The sequence below is a fragment of the Flavobacterium sp. genome (assembly GCF_965262375.1).
In the GTDB taxonomy this organism is placed as follows: domain Bacteria; phylum Bacteroidota; class Bacteroidia; order Flavobacteriales; family Flavobacteriaceae; genus Flavobacterium.
On sequence record NZ_OZ253527.1, the window covers coordinates 3117214 to 3141961 of the forward strand.

A 24748-nucleotide genomic window follows, 5' to 3' on the forward strand; every position below is an offset into this window, starting at 1 on the left:
TTTTTAATTTACACACTTTACGGGAGAGTGTCATCTAAAAACATAAAAAACGTTAACCTATAAACATTTACCCCACAAAGACATCAATTCATTTGTTCCTGAAAAGCCCCAATTACTATTTGGGCATCTAACATTTGATTAGGTGATTGCTCCATCAGATGCAACACACGTTTCATGGCCGCAGGGTTTAACCCCATCGTTATCCCTATTTCATGGATACGAATTTTTTCGTTATCATGTAACACTCCATCACAATGCATTAACAAAGCCAAACGATAAAACTGCAAGATTCGTTGAAACTCATCTTTGATCACCTCAACTTTATACTCCATTTTAAAAAGTTCCAAAAAAGTTGTTTTATCTACCTGCAATTCCTGAGCTACTATCCATAAAAAATCATACTCCCTATCATGTAATTCACCATCTACAATTGCAAAAGCAATCATTTCTTGCAATAAACTTATTCTATCCACTTGGGTATCCATATCGTAATCTTTTAGCAAAACTAAGAGTATTTATGATTATTACAAAGAATATTATTGTGTTGAGTTATCAGTGATCGGTTATGAGTTATGAGTTATCGGTTATGAGTTATCGGTTATGAGTTATGAGTTATGAGTTATGAGTTATGAGTTATGAGTTATGAATAAAATAGTTGATTAGTTTAGAATCTTTTAATCTTTTAATCTTTTAATCTTTTAATCTTTTAAACATAAAACTACATAAAAAACTTACCTTTGCACATTAATCATACAGCTATGACAAATAACGATATATTCAAAAAACTGAGAGTTGCTTTACAATTACGCGACGACCAAATTGTTGAGATTTTAGAATTAGTAGATTTCAGAATTTCAAAAGGGGAAATTGGGAATTTTTTCAGAAATGAAGACCATCCTAAATACATGGAATGTGGCGACCAAGTGTTACGTAATTTTTTAAATGCATTGATTATTTTTTTAAGAGGTACAAAAGAAGCTCCAAAAAATCCAATGGAAGTTTTGAATTTGAATAAAGAAAACGTACAAGCTAACTTAAAAAACAAACCAAAAGCAGACAATAATGAGATCAGTAAAAAGCCTACAAATTCTTTTTCTAAAGAAAAACCTAAAACGTTTAGCGGAAAAAAAACATTTACCCCGAAGGAAACAAAACCCAAAGTTTTTGAACCCGTTCGTTTTAAAAATGGTAAAAAGAAAGACTAACAAAAAAACGCTGTACTTATCAAAACTGATGTACAGCGTTTTTTTGTTAAATTTATTTACCCTCGGTAGTATTTTGACCTATAGTCCCTTTTGGAATTCTAACTATATTAAACTTGGCTTTAAAACCTGTAGCTAAACCCCATTGATCTCCAGTAATCAAATGTTCTTTGTCATCAAAAAATCGAAATTCACCCGTATTAGGCGCATAAATCCCTTCATTTAAGGCCTCAATTTCAATATGATTGATACCTACTGTTAAGCCTAATATTATTTTTTTAGTAGATCCTTCAAGAAAAATCTGATCCGAGACTTGTTGTCCATTGATTAAAATCCGAATTTTATCACCATCAATTTCACCAAAATCTCTGTAGGTAAGTGTAACCGTTTCAGATTCTGTATCAAAATCACCAAAATATTGATGCTGTCTAAAAACTTTTGGATCTAACACGCCCTCTTTTATTTGTGGTCGCATTGATTTGTTCATTTTTTCAGCATATTGCTTGCCTACATTTAGGTCGCTACCTCCCCCACTCATTTGCATTTTAGTATCTTCTTGTGGTGGATCATATTTTTTGGGAGGCACCTTAAAAAGTTTAGGCTCAAACGGATTTTTCAGAGAATATTCTGGAGCTACAGTTTGATCTGGAGTTTTCTTTTTTTCAAGCTCAGGTATTTCCATGCGCGGAATTTTCAAAGAAGGCAAACGCTTACCATCCTGTCCAAAAACAACGGTAGTAAATAAAACCAATATAGTAATTAGTATAAAACGCATTCTCTTATTGTTAGTTATCGGTTGTGGGTTATCAGTTATGAGTTATCAGTTATGAGTTATCAGTTATGAGTTATGAATTGTGAGTTATGAATTGTGAGTTATGAATTGTGAGTTATGAATAAAATAGTGATTAGTTTAGAAACTTTTAAACTTTTAAACTTTTAAACTTTTAAACTTTTAATCTTTTAATCTTTTAATCTTTTAATCTTTTAATCTTTTAATCTTTTAATCTTTTAATCTTTTAATCTTTTAATCTTTTAATCTTTTAATCTTACATATTCTTCGCTTCTTCCCAGAAAACATCCATTTCAGCTAAAGTCATATCGGCAAGATTCATGCCTAATTCATTCGCTTTTGATTCGAGATACATGAAACGCTTGATGAATTTTTTATTGGTACGTTCTAGCGCATCTTCAGGATTCACTTTCAAAAACCGCGCATAGTTTATCATTGAAAACATCACATCGCCAAATTCAGCTTCTATCTTATCTTGATCGCCTGATTGCACTTCCACTTGCAGTTCTTGCAATTCTTCTTGCACTTTTTCCCAAACTTGTTCAGGTAGTTCCCAATCAAAACCCACACCTTTCACTTTATCTTGAATACGACTGGCTTTAACTAGGGCAGGTAAGCTTTTAGGTACACCTTCTAATACTGATTGCTTGCCTTCTTTTAATTTCAGTTTTTCCCAATTTTGTTTTACCTCTTCTTCATCAGCAACTTCGATATCCCCATATATATGTGGGTGGCGATGAATTAATTTATCACAAATTTCATTTGCTACATCAGCTATATCAAAACTTTGCTTTTCGCTACCTATTTTAGCATAGAAAACGATGTGCAACAACAAATCGCCCAATTCTTTTTTTACCTCATCTAAATCATTGTCCAAAATGGCATCCCCCAACTCATAAGTTTCCTCAATGGTTAAGTGACGAAGACTTTCTAAAGTTTGTTTTTTATCCCATGGGCATTTTTCGCGCAATTCGTCCATGATATCTAATAAACGATTAAAGGCTTCTAGTTGTTGTTGACGTGTGTTCATGATGCAAATTTTAGCGGTTACTAAATAACAAAAAATCCTGCATTTGATAGACAAATACAGGACTTATATTTTTGTTAAAAAAACTAAATTATTCTTCAGTTTTAGTTTTTTTAGCTCTTGTTCTTTTTGGCTTTTCTTCAGTAGCACCTTCTTCAGTAGTAGCTTTAGCTTTAGTAGCTCTTGGTTTTTTAGGCTTAGCTTCTTTTACTTCTTCAGCTACAACTTCTTCAGTAGTCGCAACTGTTTCAGCAGTTTCTTCTGCTAAAACAATCATACCATTAGCTTGTAAAATATTATACCAATTTAAGATTTTCTTTACGTCAGATGCATATACACGATCTTGATCGAAATCTGGTAAAACTTCACCAAAATAAGCTAATAAAGCGGCTTTATCATCTTTTAAAACTGGAGCCTGACCACCATTTTCTTTATTAGCAATAGCTTGTAAAACTTCAAATAAAGGTTTTTCCTGCGTATAAGTATAAACAGAAATTTCTGATAATAAGCTTACATTACTTTGCATGCCTACAGTCACTTTTTTACCATCTACTAAAGATTCAGCAACGAATCCTGTTCTCGTTTGCATTTTTAAAGCGAACAAACCTGGTTTACCTGAAATAGCTAATATTCTTTCTAAACTCATTTTTCTTAATTATTATATTTCTTTTAGCCTCTTTTATTGAGAGGGCAATTATAGTACAATTATTTCATTTTTGCAAAACGCATACGGTAATCGGGCCTAGCTTTCCCTTCCATTATATTTTGCAATTTCTTTTTGATTAATGTTTTCTTTAGTGTCGCTATTTTATCAGTAAATAACACTCCTTCAATATGATCGTATTCATGTTGAATAACACGAGCAATTAAACCATCGTAAACTTCTGTTTTCGTTTCAAAATTCTCGTCTTGATACTCAATTGTTATCGTTTCATGACGAAACACATCTTCTCTAACATCAGGAATACTCAAACATCCTTCATTGAAAGCCCATTCTTCACCTTCTTCTTTTAGGATTTTAGCATTGATAAACGTTTTTTTAAATCCTTTTAATTGTTCTGCTTCCTCTTTACTTAAATCGTCAGTATCGCTAAATGGTTCGGTATCTACTATAAACAAGCGAATAGCCAAGCCAACTTGTGGTGCTGCTAAACCTACTCCATGCGCATTATACATGGTTTCGTACATATTAGCAATTACTTCCTTTAAATTAGGATATTCAGCTGTAATTTCTTGTCCTACTTTACGCAGAACGGGATCACCGTAACCTACAATTGGATATATCATTATATACTGTATTATAAAAAATCAAGGGTGCAAAAATACAAAATAGTTTTACACATTTAATTTTAAAACCGCATTTGTTTTTTTACGAATTTCTTTAGTCAATTCTGGATTTTCATTTAATTGAATACCAAATGAAGGAATCATCTCCTTGAATTTTGCTTGCCACGCCTCAGATTTCATTTGCTCAGGGAAACATTTCTCTAACAATTCAATCATAATAGACGTAGCTGTTGAAGCACCTGGAGATGCACCTAATAAAACAGCTAATGATCCATCGCCAGCTGCTACTACCTCAGTACCGAATTCTAAGATTCCATTACCTTCTTTATCTTTCTTGATCACTTGCACACGTTGTCCCGCTGTTTCTAAAACCCAATCTTCTTTTTTAGCCGATGGTACATATTCTCTTAGTGCTTTCATACGGTCTTTGGACGATTGAAATACTTGCTCAATCAAATATTTGGTTAACGGAATATTTTTAATACCAGCCTGTAACATCGGTTTAATATTATCCATTTCAATCGAAGAGATCAAATCGAAATACGAACCATTTTTTAAGAATTTAGTAGAAAAACCTGCATAAGGGCCAAACAACAATTCTTTTTTTCCATTGATGACACGAGTATCAATATGAGGAACAGACATGGGTGGTGCCCCAACCGATGCTTTACCGTACACTTTTACTGCATGTTTTTTAATTACTTCTTCATTGGTACATTTCAACCACTGTCCACTTACTGGGAAACCTCCATAACCTTCGCCTTCTGGAATGTTTGCTTTTTCTAACAACAATAATGAACCTCCACCAGCTCCAATAAACACAAAAGGAGTATTGATTCTTTTCTTATCACCTGTGGTTAAATCTTTAATTTTTAATCTCCAGTGACCTTCTTCTTTTTTTCGAATCTTACTCACTTCATGGTTAAAATGAACGCTAATACCTTCTAACGATTCTAGATATTTAAAAATACTTCTGGTTAAAGCACCAAAATTTACATCGGTCCCATATTTCATGGTTGTACAAGCAATATCTTGAGTCGATTTACGGTTTTCCATTACTAAAGGAGCCCATTTTTTAATTACTTCTGGATCTTCAGTATATTCCATTTCTCTAAACAACTCAAACTTTTGCAATTCATTAAAACGGGTACGCAAATAGTTCACATTGTCTTTTCCCCACACAAAACTTAAATGGGGCACCGCTTTGATAAATTCTTCAGGATCTCCCAAAAGTCCTTTTTCAACTAAATAGGCCCATAACTGACGTGATACTTCAAAAGCTTCCGAGATTTTAACTGCTTTTTTTACATCTACTGATCCATCTGCCATTTCGGGAGTATAATTCAACTCACAAAAAGCAGCATGTCCTGTACCTGCATTATTCCAAGCATCCGAACTTTCAGCAGCGGCTACATCCAGTCGCTCATAAATTTGAATTCTGATATCGGGTTGCAATTCTTTAAGTAATAAACCTAAAGTAGCGCTCATAATTCCTGCGCCAATTAATATTACGTCTGTTTCGTGATTATGGGTTGTTGTTGTCATGCTAGTAAATTGTAGTGCAAAGATACATCGTAAAAATATTTTTTTTTACAATTTTTTAGTTAACGTAAAGATTTTACAAAAATTACTAAAAAAGTTAAAATCTCTTTGCAGATAAATAATCCTGCAAGAGTATTGTTGCTGAAATTTCATCAATTAAAGCTTTGTTTTGACGTTGCTTTTTTTTCAATCCACTATCAATCATCGTTTGAAAAGCTAATTTAGAAGTGAATCGCTCATCTACTCTAACCAATTCTCTTTCAGGAAACTGTTTTTTAAATTGTGTTATAAAAGCCTCTATAAGAGGAGCACTTTCTGAAGGTTGACCGTTCATTTGCTTGGGTTCCCCTATGAGTATTACTGCTACCTTTTCCTTGTCAAAATAATCTTTTAAGAAACTCAACAGATTTTCAGAGGCAACCGTAGTTAATCCTGAGGCTATAATTTGCAATTCATCAGTAACCGCTAAACCTGTTCGTTTTAATCCGTAATCGATAGCTAGAATTCTTGACATAGTTTTTTTTAGCAAAGATAAAAATAGAAATTCACTCCTAACAATTTCCCCATCAAAATGAGTATATTTGAGTTGTACCAATGTTTCAATAAATGAATTTAGAACGCGCAAATTACACAACCTACTTAATCAATGATTTATACTACATTAGTATTCCTAAAGATTGGATTTTTATCGAAGATGATCGATTTAGAGCAGAATCTAAAAACGGAAACACTTTACTGACCGTGTCTAATTACCAATACGAAAACATTGATCGTAACAAAAAGGCACATACATTTTTAGAAGAATTAATGTTACCTATGTTCGAAATTTTTGAAACTGAAGACGGGTACATTCCTTTAGATATTTTTGAAAACAAAGCAGACTATATGCTCAAAAGTTACAAAGTAGACGATGAAACACAATACATACTTGCTACCGCACGCTTTTTTTACAATTCATTAATTGTAACTACGCTTCAAGTTCATGACATTGAAGAATACAATATTGAATTAAAAAATTTACTCAAAACTATCTTTCAAAGCATTCAGTATGTTTCTTAAAGCAATTTTACTTTCATAACCTTTTACCTACTTCAAATAGAAAACAAATAACATTTTTTACCAACGACTAGTATTAGCCCGAGCAAAATTTTATCTTTGCTTAAAATAAAACATCAAATGCAAGATTTACAAAATATAATTGAACAAGCTTGGGAAAACAGAGCCCTACTACAAGAAGAAGCTACACAAAACACGATTAGAGAAGTAATTAATTTAGTAGATGCAGGCACATTGCGTGTGGCTGAGCCTACAGCACAAGGATGGCAAGTGAATGAATGGGTGAAGAAAGCAGTTGTTATGTATTTCCCTATTCAGAAAATGGAAACTTTTGAAGTGGGTATTTTTGAATATCATGACAAAATGCCTTTAAAGAGAAATTATGCTGAAAAAGGAATTCGTGTGGTTCCTAATGCAGTGGCAAGACACGGTGCTTTTATAGCGTCAGGTGTTATCATGATGCCTTCGTATGTAAACATTGGTGCTTATGTTGATGCAGGTACTATGGTAGACACATGGGCAACTGTGGGAAGTTGTGCTCAAATTGGTAAAGATGTACACTTAAGTGGTGGTGTAGGAATTGGCGGTGTATTAGAACCTCTACAAGCTGCCCCAGTAATCATTGAGGACGGAGCTTTTATTGGCTCACGTTGTATCGTTGTAGAAGGTGTACGCGTAGAAAAAGAAGCAGTTTTAGGCGCTAATGTTTGTTTAACAGCTTCTACAAAAATTATTGATGTGACAGGTCCAGAACCCGTAGAATATAAAGGAGTAGTTCCTGCAAGAAGTGTGGTTATCCCAGGATCATACGCTAAAAAATTTGAAGCGGGTGAATACCAAGTTCCATGCGCTTTAATCATTGGAAAACGTAAAGCTTCTACCGATTTAAAAACATCTCTAAACGATGCCTTAAGAGAATACAACGTAGCAGTATAACTCATGAATATAGGATACGAAGCTAAACGCGTATTTCATAACAAAACAGGCTTAGGAAATTACAGCAGGGATTCCATCAGAATCCTTGCTACTTATTTTCCTGACCATACTTATTTTCTCTACAATCCTAAAAAAAGTAAAGAAAATTTATTTAAATACAAAAATGAAAGAGTTGTAGAAAAACTTCCCTCTACAGCTTTTTATAAACGTTTTTACAACATTTGGAGACAAAAAGGAATCCTAAATGATTTGAAAAAAGATCAAATCCAATTATTCCATGGTTTGTCAGGTGAACTTCCTAACGGTCTTAAAAGAAATGGAATAAAGAGTGTGGTAACTATCCATGATTTAATATTTGTGCGATACCCTGAACTTTATTCTTTTTTTGATAGAAAAATTCACTTTTACAAATTTAAAAAAGCTGCTGAACAAGCTGATTTAGTGATTGCAATTAGTGAACAAACCAAAAATGACATTATTGAATTCCTAAAAATACCCGAACAGAAAATAAAAGTAATTTACCAAGGTTGTCAAGATGTATTTAAGCAATCGTATTCGGAAGAAAAAAAGAGTACCGTAAAAGCAAAATACAGTTTACCGAATCAGTTTATATTGAATGTGGGAACTATTGAAGCTCGCAAAAATGCGCTTATCATAGTTAAAGCAATAAAAGAAACTAAAACACCTTTGGTACTTATTGGTAAGGAAACTGATTACACCAAGCAAATTCACGATTATATTCAAGAAAACAACTTACAAGATTACGTTTATTTTTTAAAAAATGTAAGCAGTGAGGAACTTGCTATAATTTACCAATTGGCATCCATTTTTGTTTATCCATCTATTTTTGAAGGCTTTGGCATTCCCATCATAGAAGCATTATTCTCAAAAACTCCAGTAATCACAACAAATTCAGGTGTTTTTCCTGAGGCGGGAGGTCCTGATAGTATATATATCAACCCCTATCAAGCTGAAGAAATCAGTACTAAAATAAAGTGGTTATTGGATCATCCCAAAGAAGCTGAAGAAATAAGTAACAAAGGATTGCAATATGCCGCAATGTTTACCGATGAAGCTATTGCAAATGCTTTAATGAATTGCTACAAGTCTTTATTTTGATGTAAATCATAAAGTTTTGCATATTTTATAAAACTACCAAAAGAAGCGAACATACTCCAAATAAAGCCTTGATAACCATTAAGAAAATTACGCTGGATAAAATAAACTCTAAAAAATTCGAAAGGGAATTTTATATAGGGTTTCAATTTGGAACCCTTTTTCCCTTTTTCAAAAAACAATTCGCCACTCAACAGTGAATACTTAATTTGTTTATTAATTGCGGTTGAAATATCGAAAACCGTATAATGCAACATTTCGCTTTTTAGCCTGCTTAGCGCTCCATTTACTTTAATTACCTCATGCACTTTATCAGGTGTAAAACCTCCCTCTTTCTTGTTAAATAAACGCAAAATAGGTTTTTTGTTCTCGCTTCCGTAATTAAAAATCTTATTTAAAAAAACATGTGTTCTTGGTATAAGATAACCATTGATTTTTGAATTAAATTCTAATCTTTGAATTTCTAAAATTAAAGCATCAGACACTACTTCATCAGCATCTAATGATAGTACCCAATCATTTTTTGTCTGTTCTAATGCAAACTGTTTTTGCTTTCCAAAATTTTCAAATGGGTGATGTATCACTTTTGAACCAAATTCTTCTGCAATTTGAACCGTCTGATCCGTACTTCCTGAATCAACCACAACAATTTCGTCTGCCCACGAAAGTTTTTCTAAGCATTTGGAAAGTATTTTTGCTTCATTATAAGTTATGATAAAAACAGAAATTTTCATAAATCAGAAAGGGTATTATTTTATTTTAGCTACAAATTCTTTAAATGTCCCGAAAGGGTATTTTTTAGTTTTAAAAAACTGAATTAACTGATCTAAACGATCTACATAAGCTTGATCACAATTACGAACTACATAAGCTGGGAAATTAAATTTTTCAGGCTGATTGATATTCATAAATTCCCAAGGATGAAAATAGATATTTAGGTAGTTATCTTTTTTATAAGTCCAGTTCGCCAAAAATTTATAAAGCCATAACGGTAAATTATGAAATGACAACCAAAAAAGCGGAAAACGAACCCACGGACTTACCGAAGCTGGGATTTGTAAAACGCCTTCTTGATAAAAATACGTTCGTGGTTTATCTAAGTTATTATAACGTCCAGGCAAATAAGTTGGATTAATGGATGAGTTATAAGTATAACCTGCTTTTTGAATCTCTTTTTCATCAACTGGATACATACGCGGCATTCTAAACCCAATGACGTCTGTACCTGTTAATGACTCTAATGCTTCTTTTGAGTTCTTTAAATCCTCAATAGAAAATGCGGTGTGATAATAATTATGTGAGGCAATTTCGTGTCCTGACTCAACAATTCTATCAATTAATTCTTTAGCATTGAGTGCAAAAGTAGCTGTAGAGAAAAAAGTAGCTTTAACCTTATTCTTATCTAATATATCAAGGATTTTATGCGTACCCTCAACAGAAAACGCAATTTGTTCTTCAAACGATATTTCTTTGCCATATTCAAATGGCATATCAAATTCCTCTATATCAAAACTTAATAAAATCATTATCCCTTATAATTAGTTTCACGAATAAGATAATTAGGCCTGTTTTTAGATTGCATAAACAGCTTTCCAACATAAATCCCAATAATCCCTAAAACGATTAGATTTAAACCTCCAAAAAACACCACTGTACTAATTAACGATGCCCATCCAGAAATTACATGTCCGTAATACATACTATATACTATATACCCCATATACAGTACGAATGAAGTAAATGATGTAATTACTCCAAGAAACACAGCTATATGTAACGGCCTTGTACTAAAAGATGTTATACCTTGTAAGGCAAAACGAAACATTTTTTTCACTGTATATTTACTATTTCCTGCAAAACGAGGTGCTGGCTTAAAATCGATTCCATATTGTTTAAAACCAAGCCAATTAACTAATCCACGTATAAAAAGATCGTTTTCTTTAAAGTCTGAAAATACTAATGCAACCTTTTGATCCATCAATCGGAAGTCGGCTGTGCCTGGTTCAAATTTCACTTCAGAAAGATAATTCATCAAATTATAAAAACCTTTAGAAGTTTTCTTCTTAAAAGTTGATAAATTTTGATCTTCTTCTCTACGGGTATATACTACATCGTAACCTTCTTCCCATTTAGCTAACAACTCTGGCAACATTTCTGGAGGATGCTGCATGTCACCATCCATAGTAATAATAGCATCAGAAGAATTGACAACCGTATCCACACCTGCTTTTAAAGCGTTTTGATGCCCAAAATTCTTAGATAATTCTACAAAAAACAAATGCTCATCAGTAGCAGAAAGGCCTTTTAAAGTTTCTAATGTAGCATCACCACTCCCATCGTCAACAAACACAATTTTATAAACATACGGTAGCTTTGATAAAGTTTGATGCAAGGCATCTAGCATTACTTTTATATTACCAGACTCATTATAAGCAGGAATTACAACAGCTATATTCTTTTTAGAAAGATTCATCATTTTTTTGTAATGGTTGCATGATTAACATTTCATAAACTATTCTTAACCAAATCAAAGCACAAGGTAGCGCTTTTAAAGCATAAGGCTTAATATAATTTTCACGCACAAACTTGGGAAACAAATCGGTTGGCGAGAAACTAGTCAATAACATCGCAAAAATAAACAGAAACCACTCTAGTTTTGTAATTGGCTTAACACGCTGAGCAAACCAAATACCAACTCCAAGAAAAGCAATTATATAAGTAGGTGATTCAGAACCTGAACTAAATATTACTGTAAATAACAAAACGGATGCTAATAATAACAATCTAAAATCTGGAAGATTATAATTTTTAAATTTTAGATATGGCAATGCGAAAAGCAATAATCCACCTGCCAAAAAAGGCAAATTAGACCATTCAGGATGTCCAAACACTCGTTTAAAAATCCCCATCACCGAAATATCTTGCATGGATGAAAACGCAGCATTTTCGTTGTTTTTAACAACTAATCGCTCAAACCATTCCACGTAAGAATTAATTATATAATCAGGACTAGAAATGAACATAGGAAGAACAAACAATAACACAGCCCATCCTAAAAGCGATAAAATGAATTTAAATTTATGCCTTGAAAAGAAAAAGAAAGCTAAACCTACTACTCCATACAACTTTACAAAAGTTCCAAAAACAATACATAATGCTGCCCAAACATCTTTTTCCTCTATTATAAAAACATAGGATAAAATAATTAAAGCAGTCATAATAGGATTAAACTGTATCCCTAGATTAGCAGTAATAAATTCATTTAGACAAATCCAAAGTATGAGATTTACTTTTTGAATAGGAAGTGGCAGTTTAAAAACAGCCCAAACCAGTAGTAAAGCATTAAATCCATTCCAAAGCACTATCCCTAAAGCATCTGGCAAAACAGCAAAAGGAGCTATAAACAAGCTAAATATGGGGCCGTAATGGTTATGATCAAAATACAATTCCGGATAAATCTGGTACAATGATTGTTTGTGCAAAGTATGCCAAAAAACATTTTTAAAAATCAAATAGTTATTAAAACTCCCATGAAGATATTGTTTCAAAGCAGAAATCATCGAAACAATAATCCAGATTGTGCCAATATATTTAGGATTGGTAAAAAAAGATTTTTTAAAAAAAGAGGTCATTATATTTTAAATAAATTTTTAATTTTTCGTTTATTATCAAATTTCTTAAAAAAACTCAAAGAATACCCCTCTATTGCTTTAAAAACCACATCATAGGGCTTATTATACAATTTTGCATATTCATCACTTACAATTTCCCTATAATGATTAGATGTCAAAATTCTTTCAAAATTTTTCATACGTTTATCAAAACTTAATGCCTCTTTATGGATATTCATCCTGTTCAGGTCTACTAGAAAGAAATCATATGTTCCTTTATTATTTTTTATCAAAGTGTTACCAGGAGAGTGATCTAAAAATTCGATACCACACTCATGCATTTGATATGTAAATTTTGCAAAGCCCCTTAAAATTTTATCTAAATCGTCCTGTTCAGTGTTAAACAAATCTCTAAATAAGAACGAATTTTCAAGATGCTCACAAACATAATAACTTTCTTTTAATCTAAACCATGATTTGTTTTCATAAAAACCAATGGGTTTTGGTGTTCCTATTTTCTTAGATTCCAAAAAAACTGCGTGTAGGTAAGATCGCTCTGCTTTAGATTTTCTGAAATATCGATATATAAAACCCAATAAAAAATAAGGAACTTTAAAAACCTTAACAGAATACTTAATGTGATTTATTTCTATTGTTTTTATTTGATTTCTGCTGCCAATTGCAAAATCTTCACCTAAAGAACTTGCTTTCTGAATTATCTCGAGGGTATCACTATACATATCCTAAAATTATAGTCTGCAAATTTATTAAACTATCCATATAATTTTACTTTATATTTGCATTATCTATTAAGTTTAGTATGAATAATGTCATAAAATTTTTTTCTGAAGGTTATAAACTTGCTGAAGAATTATTTAAAAATCACCCCAATTACATCGAAACAGATATTAATACGGCTGACCTAATTATTTCTTCGAAAATTGATACTGGAGAAGTAAATTCGAAAGTAATCCAAAATGCTATTTCCAGTTATAAAAACACAAGAAAAATAGTACTTTTTATTTTGGTTTCAGATAATGAATCTTTTTTTAAGATTCCTGAAAACGTATTGTTATTTAGAACTTCACTTAGAAAATCGAAGCGTTGTAAAAATGAATTTTTATTACCTTATTTATGGGAATGCTTCGATAAACCAGCCAGTCCATTATTGAAATCTGAAAAACCAATTATAGGATTTTGTGGAAATATAAAAAAAAACCTAGGAAAACGATTCAGCACCATAGAAGCCTTTAAAGAGTCTGATGCTATAGTTTCTAATTTTATTTTAAGAAATGATTTTTGGGGAGGCAAACCCCATGATTCAACATTGAAAAATGATTTTTATGAAAACTTAAAAAATTCACACTTTACTATCTGTAATAGAGGAAAAGGGAATTTTGCAATTCGTTTTTATCAAACTCTATCTTTAGGAAGAATCCCTGTATTAATTGACACTGACATGGAGTTTCCTTTTGAAGAGGAAATTAATTGGAAAAATCATATTATTACAGGGAAAAATGAATTTGATTTAGTATTGGAAACTCAAAAATTTTGGAATTCTCATACTGAAGAAGAAATAATTGCTATACAAAATTCGAATAGAAATCTTTTTGAAAACTATTTTACCCCAAATTGTTTTGTGGATAAAATCAGTACTATAATATACAATAAAATAAACACTATAGATTTTGATAATAAAAGTCATTCTTTCTTCGACAGAATCTTAAATAAAATTCGGTTAAATGGGTAAGATTTGCGTAATAAGCTTTGATCATTGGAATTATGACCATCACATAATTGCAAAATTAAACGAATTAGGCCATCAGGCGCATCACATAAAAATTGGAGGTTTTAAACATAAAAATTTTATTGAAAGAATTCAAAATACATTTTCAAAAATTTTTCTAAAAACCAATCCTAAATTAAAAAAACGTCAAGATTTCATATTAGAAACTTTAGTCCAATTAGGCTCACAAGATCAAATCTTAGTAATAAACCCCGAGCTTATTGATCGTGAATACCATCTTGAGATAAAGAAAAAAACAAAAAAATATATCGCTTATCTTTACGATAGTGTAGAACGCAATCCTATTGACCATATACCAATAGAAATTTTTGATCAAACCTTCTCTTTTGACACTAACAATTGCGAAAAATTTGGTTTTTCAAAAATTTCAAATTATATCTACGACATTGCAATACCAATTGCTACCAAAATTGAAAACGACCTAATTTATATAGGTTCGATTGACGAACGTATGGATTTTCTAGAGCAAATAGGAGATATATTAAAATCTAAAAATTTGAAATTCACTTTTTATTGCATCGGTAAAAAAGCATTCGTTTACAACCTTAAAAAGGCTTTCACAGGTAAATTTAAAAACATTACTTTTCAAAAAAAACGTTTTAACCAAAATACAACTTTACTAAAATACAGTCAGAGTAATATTATACTAGACATAGTAAGACAAAACCAATCGGGATTAAGTTTTAGGATTTTTGAAGGTTTGGGATTAAAGAAAAAACTTATTACTAATAATCAGTCCATCTTAAATTACGACCTACATCAGATTGACGCCATCAGTTACGTAAATAAGTTAGAAGATTTCAATAACATTGACACTTTTATCAATTCAAAACCAAATTTTGAAAACAGAATAATAAATAACTATAAATTAGAAAACTGGGTGAAACGAGTTTTTAATTTGGATTTTTCTAAATAAATATTTAAAACAAAAAAGGAGGCATTTTTTGTTTATAAATTGCCTCCTTTTTTCTATTGTAATAATTCGATTACCATTTCATAATCACACTTCCCCAAGTAAAGCCTGAACCAAAAGCAGCTAATACCACGGTATCACCTTCTTTAATTTTTCCTTGTTCCCAAGCTTCTGTCAAGGCAATAGGAATAGAAGCAGCAGTTGTATTTCCGTATTCCATAATGTTATTGTATACTTGGTCGTCAGTCAATTTGAACTTTTGCTGAATAAATTGTGATATACGTAAATTCGCTTGATGTGGAATTAGCATATCAATGTCTGAAACTTCCAAATTATTTGCCTGTAAACCTTCCATGATAACTTCGCTAAAACGAACCACGGCATTTTTAAATACAAATTGACCGTTCATATATGGAAAATAACTTTCATCTTCTGGATTATTATCAGCTATAATATCAGTAACCCAACGTTTCCCCATCCCTGGAGCAATTAACGATAATTCTTCTGCATGTTGCCCTTCAGAGTGCAAATGTGTAGAAAGTATTCCTTTTGTCAAATCCTCTTCACGAGTTAAAACAGCAGCTCCTGCTCCATCACCAAAAATAACCGATACGCCACGACCACGAGTTGTAAAATCTAAACCTCGAGAATGCACTTCGGAACCAATAACTAGAATATTTTTATACATTCCTGTTTTAATATATTGATCCGCAATAGAAACGGCATAAACAAAACCTGAACATTGGTTACGAATATCTAATGCTCCTACGGTTTTCAAACCTAAATCGCGTTGTACTAAAACACCAGGTCCAGGAAAATAATAATCAGGACTTAAGGTAGCGAAAATAACAAAATCAATATCTTCTTTATTAATTCCTGCTCTTTCTATAGCTTTTTCAGCAGCTTTAACCCCCATTGAAGTCGTAGTTTCTTCAGGAGTATTTACATGCCTTCTTCTTTTAATACCTGTGCGCTCTTGGATCCATTCATCATTGGTATCCATAATTTTAGATAAATCGTCATTGGTCACTATATTTTCTGGAACATAATAACCCAACCCTGAAATTCTAGAATGATACATATAATATTATTTAGTTAAAAACCAGCTTACAAAGTTAACCTAACTCAAATTAGGAACAAAATTTACACATATTTTTTTACAAAAACTTAAAAGATCCATTCTCAAAAAAATGTATTTTTACCATATGGAATACATCATTATCGCAATTACTTCATTATTAGGCGCAGGTTTAACCCTTTTTTCTGGTTTTGGACTAGGCACCTTATTACTACCCGTGTTTGGACTATTTTTCCCTATAGAAATCGCTGTCGTTTTAACCGCTATAGTCCATTTCACAAACAACCTTTTCAAACTCATACTCTTTGGAAAAAAAGCCGATCAAAAAACAACTTTAAAATTCGGAATACCAGCAATCTGCTTTTCATTTCTTGGAGCTTATTTACTAAAAAACCTTACTACAGCTTCCCCTCTATTCACTTACACATTACTGAACAAGCATTTTGAAATAACAATTCTAAAAATCGTAATGGGAAGCTTATTGCTATTCTTTGCTCTTTTCGATACTATCCCCAGCCTTAAAAACCTAAAATTTAACAAAAAATACTTAAGCCTAGGTGGCATTTTAAGCGGCTTTTTTGGAGGCCTTTCTGGACACCAAGGTGCATTGCGAGCAGCATTCCTTGTCCGATCTGGGTTATCAAAAGAAAGCTTTATCGCAACAGGAGTCCTAATAGCTTGTTTGGTCGACATCAGCCGTTTAAGTTTATACATCCCTAAAATTCTCAACAACCAAATAACCATAAACCTGCCCCTTTTACTCACAGCAACATTTTCCGCTTTCGTTGGCGTCTATTTTGGCAATAAAATTTTACAAAAAACTACATTCAGAATCGTACAAAACCTAGTTACAGTAGCCTTATTCTTATATGGTGTATTAATGATTTTTGGGTTAATATAAATCTTTCACAAAAAATAATTTCTTTTTTTTGGGCGTGCCCCGCCTCAAACAAAACTTTCGTCAGCCTTTGGCGCAAGCTCTCCCTTTCGGCGGGTCGCGTGCTTCGCGCTACACGGTAGCTTGCTACGCCCGCTCACGCAGTAATTTCGGTTTGATAGCACAAACTCGTATAAAACAAAAAACCCTTCATCGTTTCGGATGAAGGGTTTCTAAAGAAAGGCAGCGACCTACTCTCCCACAGGATGCAGTACCATCGGCGCAGGCGGGCTTAACTTCTCTGTTCGAAATGGGAAGAGGTGAGCCCCGCCGCAATAACCACCTTAAGGTTTTGGTTTGGGGTTTCAAGTTTTATTTGTTTCAAGTTAGACAACTTGGAACTTTAAACTTGGAACTTCAAACGCAGCTTTGCTGCTATATTTTAACATATTGAGATAAATATTCAATTTGGAAAGAATTTTACGAGCCCCCTGAGGTTCCCCGCCTCGGCGGGGTTAGGGGGCTCTTACAATAAGCTTACGGGTTATTAGTACTACTTGACTGTGACATTACTGCCTTTACATCTATAGCCTATCAACGTGGTCATCTTCCACGACCCTTAAAAGAAATCTCATCTTGTGGTGGGTTTCGCGCTTATATGCTTTCAGCGCTTATCCCTTCCCAACGTAGCTACTCTGCGGTGCTCCTGGCGGAACAACAGATACACCAGCGGTTGGTCCAACTCGGTCCTCTCGTACTAGAGTCAGATCCACTCAAATTTCTAACGCCCACAGTAGATAGAGACCGAACTGTCTCACGACGTTCTGAACCCAGCTCGCGTGCCACTTTAATGGGCGAACAGCCCAACCCTTGGGACCTTCTCCAGCCCCAGGATGTGACGAGCCGACATCGAGGTGCCAAACCCCCCCGTCGATATGAGCTCTTGGGGGAGATCAGCCTGTTATCCCCGGCGTACCTTTTATCCTTTGAGCGATGGCCCTTCCATGCGGAACCACCGGATCACTATGCTCTACTTTCGTACCTGATCGACCTGTATGTCTCTCAGTCAAGCTCCCTTATGCCATTGCACTCTACGCACGGTTACCAAGCGTGCTGAGGGAACCTTTAGAAGCCTCCGTTACTCTTTTGGAGGCGACCACCCCAGTCAAACTACCCACCAAGCAATGTCCCCACCAAGGGCGGGTTAGATCTCAGATAAGCAAAGGGTGGTATTTCAACAATGACTCCACAACGCCTGGCGACGCCATTTCATAGTCTCCCACCTATCCTACACATCACTTATCCAAGACCAATACTAAGCTATAGTAAAGGTGCACAGGGTCTTTTCGTCCCACTGCGGGTAATCGGCATCTTCACCGATACTACAATTTCACCGAGCTCATGGCTGAGACAGTGTCCAGATCGTTACACCATTCGTGCAGGTCGGAACTTACCCGACAAGGAATTTCGCTACCTTAGGACCGTTATAGTTACGGCCGCCGTTTACTGGGGCTTCAATTCAATGCTTCTCCGAAGATAACATCTCCTCTTAACCTTCCAGCACCGGGCAGGTGTCAGGCCCTATACTTCATCTTACGATTTTGCAGAGCCCTGTGTTTTTGATAAACAGTCGCCTGGACCTTTTCACTGCGGCCAGCTTGCGCTGGCGACCTTTCTCCCGAAGTTACAGGTCTATTTTGCCTAATTCCTTAGCCATGAATCTCTCGAGCGCCTTAGGATACTCTCCTCAACTACCTGTGTCGGTTTACGGTACGGGTACTTATAATCTAAGTTTAGAAGGTTTTCTTGGCAGCCTTTAGGTACACTATCCCATTGTCCGAAGACTCCGAGTACTATCGCATTTCACCAGTCCCAGCGGATTTGCCTACCGGGCCTATAGCTATGTGCTTTAACGAACTATTCCGTCAGTTCGCGGTACTTTCACCACTGCGTCACTCCATCACAATTATAAGTAGTACGGGAATATTAACCCGTTGGCCATCGACTGTTCCTTTCGGATTCGCCTTAGGACCCGACTAACCCGCAGCTGATTAGCATAGCTGCGGAAACCTTAGTTTTGCGGCGGGGGTGTTTCTCGCACCCCTTATCGTTACTTATGCCTACATTTTCTTTTCTAACCTCTCCAGCATCCCTCACGAGACACCTTCAGCGATGTTAGAATGCTCCCCTACCACTTGTACAGTGTACAAATCCATAGCTTCGGTAGTATGCTTATGCCCGATTATTATCCATGCTCGATCGCTCGACTAGTGAGCTGTTACGCACTCTTTAAATGAATGGCTGCTTCCAAGCCAACATCCTAGCTGTCGATGCAATCAAACCGCGTTTGATCAACTTAGCATACATTTGGGGACCTTAGCTGATGGTCTGGGTTCTTTCCCTCTCGGACTTGGACCTTAGCACCCAAGCCCTCACTGCTGTGTATATTATATAGCATTCGGAGTTTGTCAGGAATTGGTAGGCGGTGAAGCCCCCGCATCCAATCAGTAGCTCTACCTCTATATAACTAGACCACAGCGCTGCACCTAAATGCATTTCGGGGAGTACGAGCTATTTCCGAGTTTGATTGGCCTTTCACCCCTACCCACAGATCATCCCAAGACTTTTCAACGTCAACGGGTTCGGACCTCCACTATGTGTTACCACAGCTTCATCCTGTCCATGGGTAGATCACACGGTTTCGCGTCTACCACTACTGACTCAGCGTATAAATACGCTTTCAATCCCGAGGATTGAATCTCGCCCTATTCAGACTCGCTTTCGCTACGGATCCGTGACTTAATCACTTAACCTTGCCAGCAACGGTAACTCGTAGGCTCATTATGCAAAAGGCACGCCGTCACAACTTATGCTGCTCCGACCGCTTGTAGGCGTATGGTTTCAGGTTCTATTTCACTCCGTTATTCACGGTTCTTTTCACCTTTCCTTCACAGTACTGGTTCACTATCGGTCTCTCAGGAGTATTTAGCCTTAGCGGATGGTCCCGCCAGATTCAGACAGGGTTTCACGTGCCCCGCCCTACTCAGGATACCACTATTCTTTATATTCCTTACTTATACGGGACTATCACCCTCTTTGGTCAACCTTTCCAGGTTATTCTAATTCAGTTTACAAGAAATATCGTGGTCCTACAACCCCAGCATTGCCGTAACAACACTGGTTTGGGCTACTGCGCTTTCGCTCGCCACTACTCACGCAATCACTTTTGTTTTCTTCTCCTCCGCCTACTTAGATGTTTCAGTTCAGCGGGTTCGCCTCCTATCGGATACTATGTCTTCAACATAGTGGGTTGCCCCATTCGGATATCTGCGGATCATCTTGTATGTGCCAATCCCCGCAGCTTTTCGCAGCTTATCACGTCCTTCTTCGCCTCTGAGAGCCTAGGCATCCCCCATACGCCCTTATTTTGCTTATTGTTTTCTTTTTTTTAGTGATTAGCTCTAAGTAATTAGTGACTAGTCCTAAGACTAATTACTATTCACTCTTTACTAATTACTAAAGTGTTCTTTCTACTTGTTTGTATGTTTATCTCAATATGTCAATGAACTTTACTCAATTTGAAGATTTTAAGATTCGTTAATTTGAAAATGATAATCATTTTCAAATTTTTAAATCAATTCATTTTCAAATCAATTTGGTGGAGAATATCGGAGTCGAACCGATGACCTCCTGCGTGCAAGGCAGGCGCTCTAGCCAGCTGAGCTAATCCCCCATTCTTAATTTAGAATTTAGAAATTAGAATTCAGAACTTTTGAATTTTCAACTTCTAGAATTTCCTTTTAAACTTAAAATTTTCTCTTTTTTTCAACTTATAACTTATAATTTATAACTCTTAAAAAGTAGTCCCGGGCAGACTCGAACTGCCGACCCCTACATTATCAGTGTAGTACTCTAACCAGCTGAGCTACGAGACTCTGTATTTTAAGCTTTTTTTGTTTTGAACTAACAGCGAGAGTAAGATTTAATTAAAAAATTGGAATTAAAAATTAAATTTAATTTCGAATCTTTAATTTTTAATTAAAATCAGCTTCTTTTTTTGTCTCTAGAAAGGAGGTGTTCCAGCCGCACCTTCCGGTACGGCTACCTTGTTACGACTTAGCCCTAGTTACCAGTTTTACCCTAGGCAGCTCCTTGCGGTCACCGACTTCAGGTACCCCCAGCTTCCATGGCTTGACGGGCGGTGTGTACAAGGCCCGGGAACGTATTCACCGCAGCATGGCTGATCTGCGATTACTAGCGAATCCAGCTTCACGGAGTCGAGTTGCAGACTCCGATCCGAACTGAGAACGGTTTTATAGATTCGCTCCTACTTGCGTAGTGGCTGCTCTCTGTACCGTCCATTGTAGCACGTGTGTAGCCCAAGGCGTAAGGGCCGTGATGATTTGACGTCATCCCCACCTTCCTCACGGTTTGCACCGGCAGTCTTGCTAGAGTTCCCGACATGACTCGCTGGCAACTAGCAACAGGGGTTGCGCTCGTTATAGGACTTAACCTGACACCTCACGGCACGAGCTGACGACAACCATGCAGCACCTTGAAAAACGTCCGAAGAAAGATCTGTTTCCAAATCTGTCGTTTCCCATTTAAGCCTTGGTAAGGTTCCTCGCGTATCATCGAATTAAACCACATGCTCCTCCGCTTGTGCGGGCCCCCGTCAATTCCTTTGAGTTTCACTCTTGCGAGCGTACTCCCCAGGTGGGATACTTATCACTTTCGCTTAGCCACTCAGATTGCTCCAAACAGCTAGTATCCATCGTTTACGGCGTGGACTACCAGGGTATCTAATCCTGTTCGCTCCCCACGCTTTCGTCCATCAGCGTCAATATACTCGTAGTAACCTGCCTTCGCAATTGGTATTCCATGTAATCTCTAAGCATTTCACCGCTACACTACATATTCTAGTTACTTCCAAGTAATTCAAGTCTTACAGTATCAATGGCCGTTTGATCGTTGAGCGACCAGATTTCACCACTGACTTATAAAACCGCCTACGGACCCTTTAAACCCAATGATTCCGGATAACGCTTGGATCCTCCGTATTACCGCGGCTGCTGGCACGGAGTTAGCCGATCCTTATTCTTACAGTACCGTCAAGCTCCCTCACGAGGGAGTGTTTCTTCCTGTACAAAAGCAGTTTACAATCCATAGGACCGTCATCCTGCACGCGGCATGGCTGGTTCAGACTTGCGTCCATTGACCAATATTCCTCACTGCTGCCTCCCGTAGGAGTCTGGTCCGTGTCTCAGTACCAGTGTGGGGGATCTCCCTCTCAGGACCCCTACCCATCGTTGCCTTGGTGTGCCGTTACCACACCAACTAGCTAATGGGACGCATGCTCATCTTGTACCGTTGGAACTTTAATAATCAGAAGATGCCTTCCGAAGATACTATGGGGTATTAATCCAAATTTCTCTGGGCTATCCCCCTGTACAAGGTAGATTGCATACGCGTTACGCACCCGTGCGCCGGTCTCAAAGGAGCAAGCTCCTTCTACCCCTCGACTTGCATGTGTTAAGCCTGCCGCTAGCGTTCATCCTGAGCCAGGATCAAACTCTTCATCGTATGTTTTTTATAGCTTTTCAGCTAAATGTTGTTGACAAAGAAGGCTAGGTTTTCTTACTCTCTTAAATTTTATTTGTTTTAATATTGCTATTAAAACGTGCTGTCAATCCAATATGTCTATGAACTTTTTACTTCTTTTTTTCGCTTTTGACTTATCGTCTTAGCGGGCGCAAAGGTAGTGTTTCTTTTAGCATTTCCAAGTGTTTTTTTACTTTTTTTTTCAAAAATTTAAAAACTCTGGATTTCAATAGTAAAAGGAACGTACTTGCTTTGCTGAGATAAAAAATCCCCTGAGTTGCAGGGGAATTTTATGTTAGATTCCAATGTATTTTTGGAATAAAGAAAGGCAGCGACCTACTCTCCCACAGGATGCAGTACCATCGGCGCAGGCGGGCTTAACTTCTCTGTTCGAAATGGGAAGAGGTGAGCCCCGCCGCAATAACCACCTTAAGGTTTTGGTTTGGGGTTTCAAGTTTTATTTGCTTCAAGTTAGACAACTTGGAACTTTAAACTTGGAACTTCAAACGCAGCTTTGCTGCTATATTTTAACATATTGAGATAAATATTCAATTTGGAAAGAATTTTACGAGCCCCCTGAGGTTCCCCGCCTCGGCGGGGTTAGGGGGCTCTTACAATAAGCTTACGGGTTATTAGTACTACTTGACTGTGACATTACTGCCTTTACATCTATAGCCTATCAACGTGGTCATCTTCCACGACCCTTAAAAGAAATCTCATCTTGTGGTGGGTTTCGCGCTTATATGCTTTCAGCGCTTATCCCTTCCCAACGTAGCTACTCTGCGGTGCTCCTGGCGGAACAACAGATACACCAGCGGTTGGTCCAACTCGGTCCTCTCGTACTAGAGTCAGATCCACTCAAATTTCTAACGCCCACAGTAGATAGAGACCGAACTGTCTCACGACGTTCTGAACCCAGCTCGCGTGCCACTTTAATGGGCGAACAGCCCAACCCTTGGGACCTTCTCCAGCCCCAGGATGTGACGAGCCGACATCGAGGTGCCAAACCCCCCCGTCGATATGAGCTCTTGGGGGAGATCAGCCTGTTATCCCCGGCGTACCTTTTATCCTTTGAGCGATGGCCCTTCCATGCGGAACCACCGGATCACTATGCTCTACTTTCGTACCTGATCGACCTGTATGTCTCTCAGTCAAGCTCCCTTATGCCATTGCACTCTACGCACGGTTACCAAGCGTGCTGAGGGAACCTTTAGAAGCCTCCGTTACTCTTTTGGAGGCGACCACCCCAGTCAAACTACCCACCAAGCAATGTCCCCACCAAGGGCGGGTTAGATCTCAGATAAGCAAAGGGTGGTATTTCAACAATGACTCCACAACGCCTGGCGACGCCATTTCATAGTCTCCCACCTATCCTACACATCACTTATCCAAGACCAATACTAAGCTATAGTAAAGGTGCACAGGGTCTTTTCGTCCCACTGCGGGTAATCGGCATCTTCACCGATACTACAATTTCACCGAGCTCATGGCTGAGACAGTGTCCAGATCGTTACACCATTCGTGCAGGTCGGAACTTACCCGACAAGGAATTTCGCTACCTTAGGACCGTTATAGTTACGGCCGCCGTTTACTGGGGCTTCAATTCAATGCTTCTCCGAAGATAACATCTCCTCTTAACCTTCCAGCACCGGGCAGGTGTCAGGCCCTATACTTCATCTTACGATTTTGCAGAGCCCTGTGTTTTTGATAAACAGTCGCCTGGACCTTTTCACTGCGGCCAGCTTGCGCTGGCGACCTTTCTCCCGAAGTTACAGGTCTATTTTGCCTAATTCCTTAGCCATGAATCTCTCGAGCGCCTTAGGATACTCTCCTCAACTACCTGTGTCGGTTTACGGTACGGGTACTTATAATCTAAGTTTAGAAGGTTTTCTTGGCAGCCTTTAG

20 protein-coding genes, 2 tRNA genes, 5 rRNA genes and 1 pseudogene are annotated in these 24748 nt (G+C 36.5%); 7 read left to right on the forward strand and 21 right to left on the reverse strand.

The window, feature by feature from the left end; all coding sequences use genetic code 11:
- Positions 1 to 83: 83 nt before the first annotated feature.
- Positions 84 to 503 (reverse strand): TerB family tellurite resistance protein, encoded by a 420-nt coding sequence (locus ACQY29_RS14215; protein WP_428225833.1) that lies wholly within the window; start codon positions 501 to 503, stop codon positions 84 to 86.
- A 255-nt stretch (positions 504 to 758) separates the two neighbouring features.
- Between ACQY29_RS14215 and ACQY29_RS14220 the strand changes: the two genes are divergently transcribed.
- Positions 759 to 1205, forward strand: a complete 447-nt coding sequence (locus ACQY29_RS14220) for a DUF1456 family protein (protein WP_428225834.1) — start codon at positions 759 to 761, stop codon at positions 1203 to 1205.
- Between the two features lie 52 nt (positions 1206 to 1257).
- On the opposite strand, the gene ACQY29_RS14225 is transcribed toward ACQY29_RS14220, so the two are convergent.
- From ACQY29_RS14225 to ruvX, 7 genes and pseudogenes are all read right to left on the reverse strand, one after another.
- Positions 1258 to 1977, reverse strand: coding sequence for a hypothetical protein (locus ACQY29_RS14225; RefSeq protein WP_428225835.1), 720 nt, complete (start codon positions 1975 to 1977; stop codon positions 1258 to 1260).
- A gap of 84 nt (positions 1978 to 2061) precedes the next feature.
- Positions 2062 to 2109 (reverse strand): annotated as a pseudogene (locus tag ACQY29_RS14230) (hypothetical protein); the annotation flags it as partial.
- Positions 2110 to 2248: 139 nt separating this feature from the next.
- Positions 2249 to 3022, reverse strand: a complete 774-nt coding sequence (gene mazG, locus ACQY29_RS14235) for a nucleoside triphosphate pyrophosphohydrolase (RefSeq protein WP_428225836.1) — start codon at positions 3020 to 3022, stop codon at positions 2249 to 2251.
- Positions 3023 to 3110: 88 nt separating this feature from the next.
- Positions 3111 to 3665: a DUF5606 domain-containing protein gene (locus tag ACQY29_RS14240; protein WP_428225837.1), complete on the reverse strand. Its 555-nt coding sequence runs from the start codon at positions 3663 to 3665 to the stop codon at positions 3111 to 3113.
- Between the two features lie 59 nt (positions 3666 to 3724).
- Positions 3725 to 4306 (reverse strand): peptide deformylase, encoded by a 582-nt coding sequence (gene def, locus ACQY29_RS14245; RefSeq protein ID WP_428225838.1) that lies wholly within the window; start codon positions 4304 to 4306, stop codon positions 3725 to 3727.
- Between the two features lie 48 nt (positions 4307 to 4354).
- A complete protein-coding gene (locus tag ACQY29_RS14250; protein ID WP_428225922.1) occupies positions 4355 to 5875 on the reverse strand; it encodes a malate:quinone oxidoreductase in 1521 nt (506 codons plus the stop codon).
- A gap of 70 nt (positions 5876 to 5945) precedes the next feature.
- Entirely contained in the window at positions 5946 to 6362 is a 417-nt protein-coding gene (ruvX, locus tag ACQY29_RS14255) for a Holliday junction resolvase RuvX (RefSeq protein ID WP_428225839.1), read from the reverse strand.
- A 92-nt stretch (positions 6363 to 6454) separates the two neighbouring features.
- Between ruvX and ACQY29_RS14260 the strand changes: the two genes are divergently transcribed.
- The 3 genes from ACQY29_RS14260 to ACQY29_RS14270 all read left to right on the forward strand — a co-directional run bounded on the left by ACQY29_RS14260 (position 6455) and on the right by ACQY29_RS14270 (position 8959).
- Positions 6455 to 6907, forward strand: coding sequence for a hypothetical protein (locus ACQY29_RS14260; RefSeq protein WP_428225840.1), 453 nt, complete (start codon positions 6455 to 6457; stop codon positions 6905 to 6907).
- Between the two features lie 117 nt (positions 6908 to 7024).
- On the forward strand, positions 7025 to 7840 hold the full coding sequence (locus ACQY29_RS14265; protein WP_428225841.1) for a 2,3,4,5-tetrahydropyridine-2,6-dicarboxylate N-succinyltransferase: 816 nt from the start codon (positions 7025 to 7027) through the stop codon (positions 7838 to 7840).
- Positions 7841 to 7843: 3 nt separating this feature from the next.
- Entirely contained in the window at positions 7844 to 8959 is a 1116-nt protein-coding gene (locus ACQY29_RS14270) for a glycosyltransferase family 4 protein (RefSeq protein ID WP_428225842.1), read from the forward strand.
- On the opposite strand, the gene ACQY29_RS14275 is transcribed toward ACQY29_RS14270, so the two are convergent.
- Genes ACQY29_RS14275 through ACQY29_RS14295 form a run of 5 tightly spaced genes read right to left on the reverse strand, consistent with a single transcriptional unit; the run spans position 8941 to position 13307 of the window.
- Positions 8941 to 9690: a glycosyltransferase family 2 protein gene (locus ACQY29_RS14275; protein WP_428225843.1), complete on the reverse strand. Its 750-nt coding sequence runs from the start codon at positions 9688 to 9690 to the stop codon at positions 8941 to 8943. The genes ACQY29_RS14270 and ACQY29_RS14275 overlap by 19 nt on opposite strands.
- A 15-nt stretch (positions 9691 to 9705) precedes the next feature.
- The gene (locus ACQY29_RS14280) at positions 9706 to 10482 is read right to left on the reverse strand and encodes a polysaccharide deacetylase family protein (RefSeq protein ID WP_428225844.1); all 777 of its coding nucleotides are present in this window, start codon (positions 10480 to 10482) and stop codon (positions 9706 to 9708) included.
- Positions 10482 to 11429 carry a glycosyltransferase family 2 protein gene (locus tag ACQY29_RS14285; protein ID WP_428225923.1) on the reverse strand — a complete coding sequence of 316 codons (948 nt, stop codon included), beginning with the start codon at positions 11427 to 11429 and terminating at the stop codon, positions 10482 to 10484. Before ACQY29_RS14285 ends, ACQY29_RS14280 begins: the two co-directional genes overlap by 1 nt.
- Positions 11416 to 12588, reverse strand: a complete 1173-nt coding sequence (locus ACQY29_RS14290) for a glycosyltransferase family 87 protein (RefSeq protein ID WP_428225845.1) — start codon at positions 12586 to 12588, stop codon at positions 11416 to 11418. The genes ACQY29_RS14285 and ACQY29_RS14290 overlap by 14 nt, the downstream gene beginning before the upstream one ends.
- Positions 12588 to 13307 carry a Kdo domain containing protein gene (locus ACQY29_RS14295; RefSeq protein ID WP_428225846.1) on the reverse strand — a complete coding sequence of 240 codons (720 nt, stop codon included), beginning with the start codon at positions 13305 to 13307 and terminating at the stop codon, positions 12588 to 12590. The genes ACQY29_RS14290 and ACQY29_RS14295 overlap by 1 nt, the downstream gene beginning before the upstream one ends.
- Before the next feature lie 80 nt (positions 13308 to 13387).
- Between ACQY29_RS14295 and ACQY29_RS14300 the strand changes: the two genes are divergently transcribed.
- Both ACQY29_RS14300 and ACQY29_RS14305 read left to right on the forward strand, forming a co-directional pair.
- On the forward strand, positions 13388 to 14317 hold the full coding sequence (locus ACQY29_RS14300) for an exostosin domain-containing protein (RefSeq protein WP_428225847.1): 930 nt from the start codon (positions 13388 to 13390) through the stop codon (positions 14315 to 14317).
- The gene (locus ACQY29_RS14305; RefSeq protein WP_428225848.1) at positions 14310 to 15290 is read left to right on the forward strand and encodes a hypothetical protein; all 981 of its coding nucleotides are present in this window, start codon (positions 14310 to 14312) and stop codon (positions 15288 to 15290) included. Before ACQY29_RS14300 ends, ACQY29_RS14305 begins: the two co-directional genes overlap by 8 nt.
- A gap of 70 nt (positions 15291 to 15360) precedes the next feature.
- Here the strand turns inward: ACQY29_RS14305 and ACQY29_RS14310 are convergent, their stop codons facing one another.
- Positions 15361 to 16368 (reverse strand): 3-oxoacyl-ACP synthase III family protein, encoded by a 1008-nt coding sequence (locus ACQY29_RS14310; RefSeq protein WP_428225849.1) that lies wholly within the window; start codon positions 16366 to 16368, stop codon positions 15361 to 15363.
- Positions 16369 to 16492: 124 nt separating this feature from the next.
- Here ACQY29_RS14310 and ACQY29_RS14315 point away from each other — a divergent pair, with 124 nt between their 5' ends.
- A complete protein-coding gene (locus ACQY29_RS14315) occupies positions 16493 to 17266 on the forward strand; it encodes a TSUP family transporter (RefSeq protein WP_428225850.1) in 774 nt (257 codons plus the stop codon).
- A gap of 214 nt (positions 17267 to 17480) precedes the next feature.
- On the opposite strand, the gene rrf (ACQY29_RS14320) is transcribed toward ACQY29_RS14315, so the two are convergent.
- The 7 genes from rrf (ACQY29_RS14320) to ACQY29_RS14350 form a co-directional block, all read right to left on the reverse strand.
- A 5S ribosomal RNA gene (gene rrf / locus ACQY29_RS14320) occupies positions 17481 to 17589 on the reverse strand.
- Positions 17590 to 17769: 180 nt separating this feature from the next.
- Positions 17770 to 20679: ribosomal RNA gene (locus ACQY29_RS14325) — 23S ribosomal RNA — on the reverse strand.
- A 219-nt stretch (positions 20680 to 20898) separates the two neighbouring features.
- A tRNA-Ala gene (locus ACQY29_RS14330) sits at positions 20899 to 20975 on the reverse strand.
- 128 nt (positions 20976 to 21103) lie between these two features.
- Positions 21104 to 21177 (reverse strand) — tRNA-Ile (locus tag ACQY29_RS14335).
- A gap of 132 nt (positions 21178 to 21309) precedes the next feature.
- Positions 21310 to 22825 (reverse strand): 16S ribosomal RNA (locus tag ACQY29_RS14340).
- Positions 22826 to 23166: 341 nt separating this feature from the next.
- Positions 23167 to 23275: ribosomal RNA gene (rrf, locus tag ACQY29_RS14345) — 5S ribosomal RNA — on the reverse strand.
- Positions 23276 to 23455: 180 nt separating this feature from the next.
- Positions 23456 to 24748 (reverse strand): 23S ribosomal RNA (locus tag ACQY29_RS14350); the annotation flags it as partial.